The organism is uncultured Caldilinea sp. (assembly GCF_937128415.1).
Lineage (GTDB): Bacteria > Chloroflexota > Anaerolineae > Caldilineales > Caldilineaceae > Caldilinea.
The window spans coordinates 17,223-30,405 of sequence record NZ_CAKZMJ010000066.1; the positions used below are offsets into that span (position 1 = coordinate 17,223).

A 13,183-nucleotide genomic window follows, 5' to 3' on the forward strand; every position below is an offset into this window, starting at 1 on the left:
GCATTATCTTCAAACACAAGGTAAGGAGGAAACAACCATGCAATCTCACCAACTATCACGGCGAAGATTTCTGCAGTTAGTTGGGGCCGGTGCCGCCAGTGCCGCTGTATTGGCTGCTTGTCAGGTGCCAGGCGCCGCCCCCTCTGTTGTTGGGGAGACGGGAGCCGCTCCTACTCAGGAAGGGGTGACGCTCAGTTTCGGGCATCACTGGGAGGCAGCCTTCCGTCCCCGGCAAGAAGAATTTGATAGAAGATATGCAGAGAGACATCCTGGCGTCAGATTTGAGTACACTTACAACACTTGGTCTGAACACAATCAGATTGTTCCGACTTGGGCCGCAGCAGGAACACTGCCAGATATCATCTACGTGCATGGACGTTATGCATTCCCCTGGAATCATGAGGGAATCATGATTTCCACTCAAGATTTCATTGACAATGACCCAGAATTCAATGTTGCAGGGATTTGGGAAGAGGCGCTTCGCCTTTACCGATACAACGGGAAGCAATATGAAATCCCTTACGATCATGGGCCCATCATTCTTGGCTACAACAAAGATCTTTTTGACGAGGCAGGCCTTGACTATCCCGGCGAGAATTGGACATGGGACGATTTTTTAGAGGCGGCGATAGCGCTCACCAAGGAAAATCAATGGGGATATGGCGGCTATTATAACCAAATAGTGCAGATCGGAGGGAATGAGCTGGGAATCTCTTTGATTGGACCGTGGGGAGGCGAGGTATTCGACGAGACTGAGACGAAGATCTTAATCGATTCAGATGAAGCTAGAACTGCTATAAAATGGTGGGCGGATTTAATCCACGTTCACAAAGTGGCGCCTCAACCGGCCCAAGCGCAGGCAATTCCGGCGGGGCCGTGGGTTGCTGGCATGGCCGGCATGTTCGCATTGGCCTCGTGGGGAACCCCGACATTGATACAGTCAGCAAACTTTGCTTGGGACGTTGCGCCGTGGCCGATCGGCCCAGTCCGACGCATTTGCGGATCGTTTGGCAGCGGATTTGGCATCACGCGTGATTCCAAACACCCAGAGGCGGCGTGGCAGTATCTGCGCGAATATCTCTCCAAAGAAGGCATGGAGTTTATGTGGGGAGAGTCGGGGCGGGGCAGCCCTGCCCGCAAAGAGGCTTATGAGAGCTGGCTGAATTCACCGGGTGCTCCAGCCCATGCGAAGTATTATCTGGATGCATTGGATAATTACGCTGTGACCGGTCGCCCTTACCAAACGCTGGGTAGCGGTGAGGTGCAAGACGTGTTTAGCAGGAACATGAGCCTTGTAGAGTCTGGCGATATGACGGTCGATCAAGCAATTGAGAACATCATTGCTGAAGGGACTCCAATACTTGAAGCCGCAGCTAAAAGGCTGCAAGGCAGCTAATCGCCACAGATTTAGCTAGCCATGAAATTCGGTAGCATCACCTTGCAGGAGTAACTCTGGCAGGAGTGACTTGCCATGTAGTAATAGGGCTAGGTAAAAAAGCAGCAAGGATGGGGGCAATTGCGTTGGATGTGCTATGACTGCAACCGATCATTTGCTCCCATCCTGGACACAGCAATGTATTGTCTAAACAGGTTCTCAACTTGATCATGGTGGAGCTCAATTCCCTTGATTTTTGTGAAAGCGCGCCTCGCTGCCAGACAACTGCGCCTGATAACAACTGCGCCTGATAGAGGGAGGCGTTAGGAAGGTGAGCGTTTTGCGTTTCTTGACAGCGGAGATGAATATTTCATGAACTCTACAAACCTATTACCACAACGTCCTCGCAGCAAATTTTCGTTGCGTCAACGCGAAGAGAGAGATTTCTATCTTTTTATTGGACTCTGGCTAATCGGTTTCGTTTTGTTTACTGCTGGCCCGATTATAGCGTCGTTAGTTTTCAGTTTCACAAATTGGACTGGTCTTACAACGCAGGAATGGATCGGTCTCGAAAATTACCGCAAACTCCTCCTGGAAGACAAGCTTTTCTGGGTTGCAACTCAAAACACGTTCTTCTATTCATTCGGCAGTGTTACGCTTGGCACCCTAGGTGCACTTTTTGTTGCGCTCTTACTCAATCAAAAGCTTCCCGGCACAACGTTGATGCGCGTTTTATATTATATTCCCTCGATTGCCAGCGGTGTAGCGGTTTCGATTCTTTGGATATGGATGTTCAATCCACAAGTTGGATTGGTTAACTATTTACTGTCACTAATTGGGATACAAGGACCAATGTGGCTTGGTAGTCCGCAATGGGCGTTACCTGCACTGATCATCAAGAGCACATGGGCCATCGGCGGGAACATGATCATATTGTTAGCAGGATTGCAGGCCATACCAACATCGCTTTATGAGGCAGCCAAAATTGATGGCGCTAACCCCTGGAATGAATTTCGTCATGTTACGATCCCCATGCTGTCACCGGTGCTTTTTTTCGTAATCGTGATTTCAACCATCGCCTCTTTTCAGATCCTGACCGACGTTCTTGTCATGACGCAAGGGGGTCCTGGCACAGCCACGCTTGTGTACGTCTACTATATCTATCAGAACGCTTTTCAATATCTCAAAATGGGATATGCATCAGCAGTGGCATGGATTTTGTTCATCATTATCCTCATACTCACGCTCTTGCAACTCTGGGGTAGCAAGAAGTGGGTGTATTACGAAGAGCAAGGTACATAAGCGCAGCGTCGCACTCGCACAGGACAAATTGAACGATGAGCCAGTTAACCGGTCAAGGGCAACAATTTCCACCTACCTCTATGCTCGCAGAACGCGTCATACGGACGACGCCTTGGTATCAAAGACGTTGGATACGGCGGATTGCACATGCAAGTCTCGTCTATATTCTGGCTGTGCCCGGGGCCATTTTATTTACCCTTCCCTTGCTTTGGATGCTTTCGACAGCGCTAAAGGAGTCAAGGCAAATTTTCGTCTATCCTCCACAATGGATACCTGACCCCATCATGTGGAGCAATTTTATTCGGGGATGGAACGACTTTTTACCCTTCAATCGATTTTTTCTGAACACGACGATCATCACCGTCGGCAACATTATCGGCAATTTGATTTCATGTAGCCTGGCCGCCTTTGCCTTCGCTCGACTGCGTGCGCGAGGCAAAAATTTCTTCTTTATTTTAGTGCTTGCCACCATGCTGCTTCCACAGGAAGTGACGGTCATCCCACAATACGTGCTGTTCAGTAGAATCGGTTGGAGCGACACCTGGCTGCCATTGATGGTGCCGCCATGGTTTGGTTGGCCGTTTTTCATCTTCCTGTTGCGTCAATTCTTCATGGGCATTCCACGTGAACTCGACGAGGCCGCGCGCCTCGACGGCGCTTCATCGTTGCGTATTCTGTGGAATATTATTTTACCGCTTTCAAAGCCGGCATTGGCCACGGTTGTGATCTTCGGCTTCATCGGCAACTGGAACAATTTTCTGTATCCACTCATCTATATCCGCACGATGGATAAACAGGTGTTGTCCGTTGCGCTCAACATGTTCCGGGGCGCCTATGGTGCAGCCAACTACGAATATATGATGGCTGTAGCGTTGATTGTTCTGCTGCCGGTGCTGTTGGTCTTCTTCTTTGGTCAACGCCTCTTCGTGCGCGGAATTACGTTGACCGGCCTCAAAGGATAATTCGCTGCTGCGCAATAACAGAGTCTTGACCTGATCTTGAACTACATTCAAAGTTTTACCTGAGGAGTTGATGGTGAACCGTGCAGATTTCTTGCCTTTTCGTGGAATTCATCTCGATTTCCATACCAGTGAACAAATTCCCGATATCGGCGCCGACTTCGATCCAGAGGAATTCGCCGACACACTGGTCAAAGCGCATGTCAACTCGATCACTTGCTTCGCCCGCTGTCATCATGGTTGGATCTATTACGACACCGCACTCAACCCCGAACGTCGCCATCCGCACCTGAAACGCAACCTGCTGCAGGAACAGATCGAGGCTTGTCATGCACGCGGCATTCGCGTGCCCATTTACACAACTGTTCAGTGGGATCATTTTACGGCGCGCCAACATCCTGAATGGCTTTGTACGGATGAGCGTGGGTGCATCATCGGAACGCCCCCTTTTGAAGCCGGTTTCTACCGAGAATTGAATATCAATTCACCCTACGTTGAGGAGTTTCTGAAGCCTCATGTGCGCGAAATCATGACGACGCTGCCCGTGGATGGCTTTTTCTTCGACATTGTGCGTCCTGTCCCATCGACTGACCCATACACCCAGAAGAAAATGCGCGCTACAGGGCTTGATCCCGCCAACGCCCAACATCGAGCGCAATTTGCGCTTGAATCGCTCAACGCTTTCAAGCGTGAGATGAGCGCATTTGTATGGTCGCTCAATCCGGAGGCGAGCGTTTTCTTCAACGCCGGCCACGTCGGCACGCGGCATCGCTCTGTGGTCGATGCGTACTCGCACTGGGAGCTGGAAACGCTGCCGAGCGGCGGCTGGGGCTATCAGCACTTTCCTGTAACGGTTCGCTATGCTCGCACGTTGGGGCTCGATGTCCTTGGCCAGACCGGAAAATTTCACACTTCTTGGGGCGACTTTCATTCTTTTAAGAATTTGGCAGCATTACAGTTCGAGGTCTTCCGAATGCTGGCGTTGAACGCCAAGTGCATGATCGGCGATCAGTTGCCTCCACGGGGTCGCCTCGAACCCCATGTTTACGAGTTGATCGGCAAGGTCTATGCCGAAGTCGAACAAAAGGAGCCATGGTGCCGTGGCGCCAAACCAATCACGGAGATCGCAGTCTTCACGCCGGAGGAATTTGCGGGGGCCAGCGCCGGACAGCTTCCTGATGCTATCAAAGGCGTCACGCGCATGCTTGAGGAATCAGCGCATCAGTTCGACATCGTTGACTCCCATTCCGACTTATCGTCTTATCGAGTTGTGATTCTACCGGATGCGATCCCAGTCCATGCTGAGCTGGCGACGAAACTCAACGCTTATTTGGCCCAAGGAGGCAAACTGATCGCCACCTTCGAATCCGGTCTCAATCCAGAGAAAACTGCGTTTGCGTTAAAGGCTTTAGGCGTCGAAATCGCCAGCCAGGGCCCGCGTGACGCTAACGGTGAACTTGTGCGCGGTCGCTACTACGAACGCGGCGACTATGTTGAATACGTGCTGCCCCATGAAGCGATCGGGCGTGGTGTGCCGCCCACCGAACATGTCATGTACATCCGTGGCATGGACGTGCGGGCGCTGTCTGGCGGCGAGGTGTTGGCCAGCATCGTTCCGAGCTATTTCGACCGTTCGTGGGAGCATTTCTGCTCCCATCGACACACACCTTCGGCCGGGAAACCCGGCAGCCCTGCCATTGTGCGCAATGGAAACGCCGTTTACTTCAGCAGCCCGATCTTCACAATGTATCAGAAGCTGGCGCCTTTATGGTGCAAGCGGTTGTTCCTGAACGCGCTCGACCTGCTGCTGCCAGAGCCATTGGTTCGTCATGCGGGCCCGTCCACACTGCTTGTTGCGCTCAATGAACAACCGTCTCAACGGCGGCAAGTGCTGCATCTTTTGCATTATATTCCAGAGCGGCGCGGCGAATTGTTCGATGTCGTCGAAGATGTCATCCCGCTGCATCATGTTTCGGTTTCTGTACGCGTTCCTCAGCAAGTAAAGCACGTAGCGACAGCGCCGCAGGGCGAGATATTGTCTTTTACAATGCAAGGGGAACGCGTCGAGTTTGTTGTTCCCATCATTCACGGCCATCAGATGGTCGAACTACGTTTTTAAGGTTGCTTATGCACTATCAACCCACCTACGAATCTGTCTCCAGGCATCCGTTGCCTGCATGGTTCGATAACGCCAAATTCGGCATTTTCATTCACTGGGGGCTGTATTCCGTGCCGGGATGGGCGCCGTTGGCCGGCGAACTCAGCGAGACGCTGGCGACGGGCGATTGGGCAAAATGGTTTGCCAACAATCCATACGCTGAGTGGTACATGAACTCGATGCGCATTGAAGGCAGCCCAACTCAGCGTTATCACCAGCAGACCTATGGCGCAGATTTTCGTTATTTTGACTTTGTAGAAGAGTTCAATGCCGCGGCCCAGCAATGGAACCCTGATGCATGGGCGGAGCTGTTTCAACGCGTTCATGCTCGCTATGCGGTGCTCACAACGAAACATCACGACGGCTTTTTGCTCTGGCCAAGCCAGACGCCCAATCCCTATCTTGCCAACTATCACGCCCGGCGCAATCTGGTAAGTGAATTCGTGAATGCAATCCGCAGGCGCGGATTGAAAGCTGGACTCTATTATTCCGGAGGACTGGACTGGACTTTTAACGATACCGTGATTCAGCACATCGCCGACATCCCAAAGGCTGTGCCTCAGACGAGCGACTATGTCAATTACGCCAACGCGCATTGGTACGAACTCATCGATCGCTATGAAACGATGATCTTGTGGAATGATATTGCCTATCCGGCGGCGGCGAACCTGAACGAACTCTTCGCCTACTATTACAACAAATTGCCGGAAGGCGTCGTCAACAATCGCTTCACCCAGCGATTTCAACTAGGAGCAGACGGGAATATCGCTGCAGATAACTTCTATGACTTCGAGACGCCGGAGTATTCCTCTTTCTCTGAAATTCGCGCCAAGAAATGGGAGACCTGTCGCGGCATTGGCGCTTCTTTCGGCTACAATCGCAATGAAGGGCCAGAACACCACATTTCTGTCGAGAATCTAATCCGCCTGCTCGTCGATATCGTGAGCAAGAACGGCAATCTCCTATTGAACGTGGGCCCCATGGCCGATGGGACAATTCCTGAACTTCAGCGTGAGCGCCTGCTGGGTTTGGGTGAATGGCTGGATGTCAACGGCGAGGCCATTTTCGACACGAAACCCTGGATCGTGGCAGATGGTTCCACAGACGATGGAGTTGCTGTGCGTTTCACATGCAAGGAAACGAATCTCTTCGCAACTTTGCTAGATACGCCCAAATCGCATGTTTTCGAGATCAAGGGACTTCGCTGCACGGACGGGACCGTCATCCAGCTTCTGGGTAGCTCGGCGCCTCTCGAATGGCATGCCACCGATGCCGGCATCGTCGTGACGCTACGAGAGAAATTGCCAGCAGCGCCGGCGCATGCACTTCGCATCACCCCAATCCCAACCTATCGAGCGTGATTGCTTTTTCAGATTGCGCGTGTAGATTCTGCGATCTGCCCAATTGGCAAAATTTTGATATATTGGTGACGATTGGAACTGCATCAGGTTCGCCGGAGGCGAGGCTAGACTTCCGGTGGGCTCGATGCAGTTCTCTCGTTGAATTCGGAACTTTTGCCATGGGCAAACACAATCGAGAGTCTGATTACACATCATGCACACTCCAATCTCCGTTTCCATCATCGGCGCCAGCGGCTACACCGGCGGCGAGCTGCTGCGCCTGCTGCTCGATCATCCGCACGTCGTCGTCAAGCAGGTGACAAGCGAGCGCAACGCCGGCAATTTCGTCCATTTCACCCATCCCAACCTGCGCGGGCGCACCCGGTTGCAGTTCGTCAGCGCCTCCGAAGTGGAGCCATGCGATCTGCTCTTCCTTTGTCTGCCGCACGGAGGCGCGATGCAGAAGATCGAGCACTACGCCGCCCTCGCCGAGCGCATTATCGACCTCAGCGCCGACTTTCGCCTGCGCAATCCCGACGACTATGTGCGGTGGTACGGCAAACCGCACGCCAACCCCGCCTGGCTGGAGAAGTTCGTCTATGGCCTGCCCGAACTTCATCGCGAGGAAATGCGCACGGCGCGCTACATTAGCGGCGTCGGCTGCAACGCCACTGCAACGAATTTGGCCATTTACCCACTATTCGCCAATGACCTTGCCGACGCAAGCCGCGACGTCATCTGCGAGGTTAAAGTTGGCTCCAGCGAAGGCGGCAACCAGGCAAGCGAGGCTACGCACCATCCGGAACGCGCCGGCGTGATGCGCAGCTTTGCGCCGACCGGCCATCGCCATACGGCGGAGGTGTTGCAGGCGTTGGCGCGCGTCGGCGCACAACCGCGGGTGCACCTGAGCGCCACAGCGGTCGATAACGTGCGCGGGGTTCTGGCGACGGCGCATGTCTTCGTGAAGCCGGGCGTCGAAGAGAAGGATATCTTCAAGGCGTACCGACAAACCTATCGCAACGAGCCGTTCGTGCGCATCGTCAAGGAGCGCACCGGCGTCTATCGCTACCCTGAACCGAAAATTCTGGCCGGCAGCAACTACGCCGACGTCGGCTTCGAGTTCGACCCTGCCACCGGCCGCGTGGTCGCCCTCGCCGCCATCGACAATCTGATGAAGGGCGCCGCCGGCAGCGCAGTCCAGGCGATGAATATCATGTACGGATGGGAAGAGACGACCGGATTGACTTTCCCGGGATTGCATCCGGTGTGAGGTGGATAAACGTTGAAAGTTTTTGAGCGGAGAGACAGTTCATGATTGTAGTAAAAGTAGGGGGCGGCAAAGATCTGAACGTCGACGCCATCGTCGCCGATATTGTCAAGCTGCGCAGCGAGGGCCGCGAGCTGCTGCTCGTTCACGGCGGCGCAGAGACGACCAATGAAGTCGCCGAGGCATTGGGTCATCCGCCCCAGTTTGTGACGAGCGAGAGCGGTTACGTCAGCCGACGCACCGATCGGCGCACGCTAGAAATCTTCGAGATGGTCTATTGCGGCCAGCTCAATAAGATGTGGGTGGAGAAGCTCCAGATGGCAGGCGTCAACGCTGTCGGGCTGAGCGGACTGGACGGTCGTATCTTTGAAGGCGTGCGCAAAGATACGCTGCGCGTGCGCATCGACGGCAAACGCATGGTGCTGCGCGATGACTGGACCGGCACAGTGGAGCGCATCAACACGCATCTGCTGCGCCTGCTGCTCGACGCCGGCTATTTCCCGGTTTTGACCCCGCCCGGCGCATCGGACAAGGGCGAGGCGATCAACGTGGACGGCGACCGCGCCGCGGCGATGGCGGCGGCTGCATTTCAGGCGGAGGCGCTGGTCATCCTCAGCAACGTGCCCGGCCTGCTGCGCAACTTCCCCGACGAATCGACGTTAATTCGAGAAATCCCCAAGGCGAAGGCCAACGACTTCATGCAATACGCCGAAGGTCGCATGAAAAAGAAGGTCATGGGCGCAGTGGAGGCGATCGAGGAGGGGGTGCGGAAAGTGATCTTTGCCGATGGCCGCATCGACGCCCCGATCTCGGCGGCGCTGGCCGGCGGTGGAACGCAGATCGGATGATCCACTTTGAAATTTTGGACGAATAACATGCCCTACACATCCTCGATATCGAGTTTCCATCTAGAGAGCGACTCATTTTCTGCGCTCGAAGAAGCCATTCTCGGCGGGACGACGGCGCGGCGCAACCAGGCGGTGATGGCGCGCGGCGAGGGCTGCTGGCTTTACGACGTCGAGGGGCGGCGCTATCTCGACCTCGGCTCGGCGCAGGGGGTGACGCTGCTCGGCCATTGTCATCCGGCCTTGAGCAGCGCGATCGCAGAGCAGGCGCAGAGGCTGATCTCCTGCCCCAATTTTTTGTACAACGACATGCGCGCCCGCTTTGCCGCCAAACTGGTGGAAGTGCTGCCGCCCCATCTGCATCACATCTTCCTTGCCAACAGCGGCGCCGAAGCCATCGACGGCGCCATCAAGTTTGCGCGCCTGACGACCGGCCGCACGCGTCTGATCGCTTTTCGCTCTGCGTTTCACGGTCGCACGGTCGGCGCCCTTGCACTGACCTGGGAAAAGAAATATCGCGAGCCGTTCCTGCCGCTGCTGGATGTGGTGCATCTGCCCTACAACAACCTGGCCAAAGTCGATGAGGCGCTGGACGAAAGCGTCGCCGCCGTATTCGTGGAGGTCGTGCAAGGGGAAGGCGGCGTCCACCTCGGCGACGGCGATTTCCTGCGCGGGGTGGAGCAGCTCTGCCGGGAGCGCGGCGCCCTCCTGGTCATCGATGAAATTCAGACCGGCTTTGGGCGCACCGGCCGCTGGTTCGGCTTTGAGCATCATGGCTTGCAGCCGGACATCATCTGCCTGGCGAAGGGGCTGGGCGCCGGCTTTCCGATGGGCGCCATCGCCTACACCGAACGCGTGCAGGAAAAGCTCTACGTCGGCGCACATGGCAGCACCTTCGGCGGCAATCCGCTCGCCTGTGCAGCCGGCCTGGCCGCCATTCAGACCTACCAGCGCGAGGGGTTGATCGAGCGTTCGGCGCTGTTGGGCGACTATTTTCTGCGTCGTCTGCGCGAGGAGCTGACCGGACTGGCGTTGGTGCGCGAAGTGCGCGGCCTCGGCCTGATGCTGGCCGTGGAGCTGCGGCAGAAAGCTGGCCCTTACCTCAAAGCGCTCATGGAAGAGCACGGCGTGATCGCTCTGCCCGCCGGCCCTAACGTGATTCGCTTCTTGCCTCCGTTGATTATCACCGAAGAGGAGATCGAGTTCGGCGTGCAGGCGACGGCCAACGTCCTCCGGCAGGAAACAAGCGCGGAGTGACCTATGGATCGAGCAGCGGCTATTGAATTATTGCGAGGATTGGTGGCCATTCCTTCGCTTTCGCATCAGGAGGCGGAAGCCAGCGCCTGGCTCGTCGCACAGATGGCGACCGGCGGCTTTGAGCGGGCGTTCGTCGATGCTGCGGGCAACGCCGTCGGCGAGCTAGGGCCAGCGGACGCAGCACAGACCGTGGTGCTGCTCGGCCACATCGACACGGTTCCAGGCGACATTCCGGTGCGCATCGAGGCCACGCCCGCAGGAGATGCGCTCTACGGTCGCGGCAGCGTGGACGCCAAAGGGCCGCTGGCGACGTTCGTCGCCGCCGCAGCGCGGCTCGGCGGCGCATGGGCGCACGCCCACAACCTGCGCCTTGTCGTCGTCGGCGCCGTAGAGGAGGAGGCCGCCAGCAGCAAAGGAGCGCGTTTTATTCGCGACCGCTTCAACGGCGTTGGAGAGCCGGAGCCTGTCGCCTGCATCATCGGCGAGCCGAGCGGCTGGAATCGCATTACGCTGGGATATAAAGGACGCCTGCTGGTGGAAATGGAGGCGTCGCAGCCGATGGCGCACACCGCCGGACCGGACGCGGGCGTGGCGGTGGTGGCCGTGGATTTCTGGAACTGGCTCAGCGACTACGCCGCGCGCTTCAACGTTGGCCGCGACAAAGCCTTCGAGCAATTTCAGCCGAGCTTGCGCCGTCTCGCCACCTTCACCGACGATGCCATGCGCGATCACGTGGTTGCAGGCGCGGGCATCCGACTGCCGCTCGATTTTGACGCCGAGGGCTTCGCCCAAGAGTTGCGCAGCTGGGCGCGAGAGAGAGTGGGGGAGCGGGAGAGCGGGAGAGCGGAAGAGCGGGAGAGGGAGCAGGAGCAAGCCCGTGAGAGTCGATTGCGGGTCATCTCTCCCGGAATTCCTGCGGCGTTGACGGTTGCAGGCGCATCGATGAGGATTGCGCTGCGCTTCAGCTCCTATGAACCGGCCTGGCGCGGGGATCGCAGCAATGCGCTCGTGCGCAGCTTTTTACAAGGATTGCGCGAGGTGGCGCCGGAGGAGAAGCTCGGCTTTGTGCTTAAGACCGGCACCAGCGATATGAACGTCGTCGGGCCGGCGTGGCGTTGTCCTGTCGTGGCCTATGGCCCCGGCGACAGCAGCCTCGACCACACGCCGCACGAACATGTGCTGCTGGACGAATACTGGCGAGCGGTGTTGGTGCTGGAACAGACGTTGCGCACGTTGGGCCAGGTGGTTTCCCGGACGTGAAGATAGACGCAGCCCAGAAAGACGCAAAGGCGCCGGGCATTGTAAGAGCGTGCGCTTTCTCACATTCCACCTTGCGTTCCATCGAGAGCGTGCGGCTGCGAGCCGCACCTACGACGTTCCCTTCTCCCCCTCTCCCAGCCTTGGGAGAGGGGGCAGGGGGTGAGGGTCTCCGTCGAGGACGTGCGGCTGCGAGCCGCGCCTACCTGCGGAAGGTGATTCCTGAAAAATAAAGTCAACACGAAGACGCAAAAAAGCCAGAGCGGTCTTTGTAGACAATTGTAAGGCTTCTGTCAGCAGCCTTTAGCTTGACCTTCGGAGAGGCATCGTATACGATACGAGCATGGATCCGCGTGAATCTCAACTCCGACCAACATTCTCGCTCGTCATTCCTGTCTGGAATGAAGAGCAAGTGATCCCTGTGCTGTACGAACGCCTTGTCCAGGTGATGAAGGGCGTGGGCGATTCCTGGGAAGTCATCTTCGTCAACGATGGCAGCACCGATCGCAGTTTAGAGCTCCTACTCGAGCTGCATGAGCGCGACCCGCGCATCAAAGTGCTCAACTTCAGCCGCAATTTCGGTCATCAGATTGCGATCACGGCTGGGTTCGACTACGCCGACGGCGACGCTGTGATCGTCATGGACGCCGATCTGCAGGACCCGCCGGAAGTGCTGTTGCGCATGATCGAGCGCTGGCGCGAAGGATACGACGTCGTGTACGCCGTGCGCACGAAGCGAGAAGGGGAAAGCAAGTTCAAGCTTTGGACGGCGGCCGCCTTCTATCGACTGATTCATAGCATCGCCGATGTGGACATCCCCCTCGACGCCGGTGACTTCCGCCTGATGGATCGCAGGGTGGTGCTGGCGATGCGTCGTCTGCGCGAGAAGAGTCGCTTCATGCGCGGGCTGAGCAGTTGGGTGGGCTTCAAGCAGATCGCCGTTGAATATGAGCGAGCCCCGCGCTACGCGGGCGAGACCAAATATCCGCTGCGCAAGATGGTGCGCCTGGCTTTCAACGCTATCACCAGCTTCAGCCATGTGCCGCTGCAGCTCGCCACCTACACCGGTTTTGTCTTTGCCGGCGTCAGCGGCGTCGGCATCATTATCGCCATCTTTATGCGCCTGATGGGCAACGCCCAACTGCTCGGTCAGGCGACGACGCTGGTGAGCGTGCTCTTCCTCGGCGGCGTGCAGCTGATCTTCCTCGGCATCATCGGCGAATACCTCGGCCGCATTTACGACGAGGTCAAAAATCGCCCGCTGTACATCGTCGCCGATGCCTATGGTTTCGATCCGCCCGCACAGCTTATGTTTCACGCCAGCAGGCGCAGCCAGGTGGTCTCCTCTTCTTCTGAATCTACGCAGAGCGCCGTGCACGCAGAAGCGACAACTAACCGCGCTCCCTCCGCCGATAACGCCTGA

10 protein-coding genes are annotated in these 13,183 nt (G+C 56.6%); all 10 read left to right on the forward strand.

Annotated features, from left to right (window positions below; genetic code table 11):
- Positions 1 to 37 precede the first annotated feature (37 nt).
- The 10 genes from Q0367_RS10875 to Q0367_RS10920 all read left to right on the forward strand — a co-directional run bounded on the left by Q0367_RS10875 (position 38) and on the right by Q0367_RS10920 (position 13,183).
- Entirely contained in the window at positions 38 to 1,396 is a 1,359-nt protein-coding gene (locus tag Q0367_RS10875) for a sugar ABC transporter substrate-binding protein (RefSeq protein WP_298982216.1), read from the forward strand.
- Between the two features lie 351 nt (positions 1,397 to 1,747).
- Complete coding sequence (locus Q0367_RS10880; protein ID WP_298982218.1) at positions 1,748 to 2,677, forward strand: carbohydrate ABC transporter permease; 930 nt, start codon at positions 1,748 to 1,750, stop codon at positions 2,675 to 2,677.
- Between the two features lie 35 nt (positions 2,678 to 2,712).
- Positions 2,713 to 3,639: a carbohydrate ABC transporter permease gene (locus Q0367_RS10885; RefSeq protein ID WP_298982220.1), complete on the forward strand. Its 927-nt coding sequence runs from the start codon at positions 2,713 to 2,715 to the stop codon at positions 3,637 to 3,639.
- A 70-nt stretch (positions 3,640 to 3,709) separates the two neighbouring features.
- On the forward strand, positions 3,710 to 5,755 hold the full coding sequence (locus tag Q0367_RS10890) for a beta-galactosidase trimerization domain-containing protein (protein WP_298982223.1): 2,046 nt from the start codon (positions 3,710 to 3,712) through the stop codon (positions 5,753 to 5,755).
- Between the two features lie 8 nt (positions 5,756 to 5,763).
- Positions 5,764 to 7,155, forward strand: a complete 1,392-nt coding sequence (locus tag Q0367_RS10895) for an alpha-L-fucosidase (protein ID WP_298982225.1) — start codon at positions 5,764 to 5,766, stop codon at positions 7,153 to 7,155.
- Between the two features lie 193 nt (positions 7,156 to 7,348).
- A complete protein-coding gene (gene argC / locus Q0367_RS10900) occupies positions 7,349 to 8,404 on the forward strand; it encodes an N-acetyl-gamma-glutamyl-phosphate reductase (protein WP_298982227.1) in 1,056 nt (351 codons plus the stop codon).
- 41 nt (positions 8,405 to 8,445) lie between these two features.
- Positions 8,446 to 9,249, forward strand: coding sequence for a [LysW]-aminoadipate kinase (locus tag Q0367_RS10905; RefSeq protein WP_297635388.1), 804 nt, complete (start codon positions 8,446 to 8,448; stop codon positions 9,247 to 9,249).
- Between the two features lie 27 nt (positions 9,250 to 9,276).
- Positions 9,277 to 10,503 (forward strand): aspartate aminotransferase family protein, encoded by a 1,227-nt coding sequence (locus tag Q0367_RS10910; RefSeq protein ID WP_297635391.1) that lies wholly within the window; start codon positions 9,277 to 9,279, stop codon positions 10,501 to 10,503.
- A gap of 3 nt (positions 10,504 to 10,506) precedes the next feature.
- On the forward strand, positions 10,507 to 11,763 hold the full coding sequence (locus tag Q0367_RS10915; RefSeq protein ID WP_297635394.1) for a M20/M25/M40 family metallo-hydrolase: 1,257 nt from the start codon (positions 10,507 to 10,509) through the stop codon (positions 11,761 to 11,763).
- A gap of 340 nt (positions 11,764 to 12,103) precedes the next feature.
- Positions 12,104 to 13,183, forward strand: coding sequence for a glycosyltransferase family 2 protein (locus Q0367_RS10920; RefSeq protein WP_297635397.1), 1,080 nt, complete (start codon positions 12,104 to 12,106; stop codon positions 13,181 to 13,183).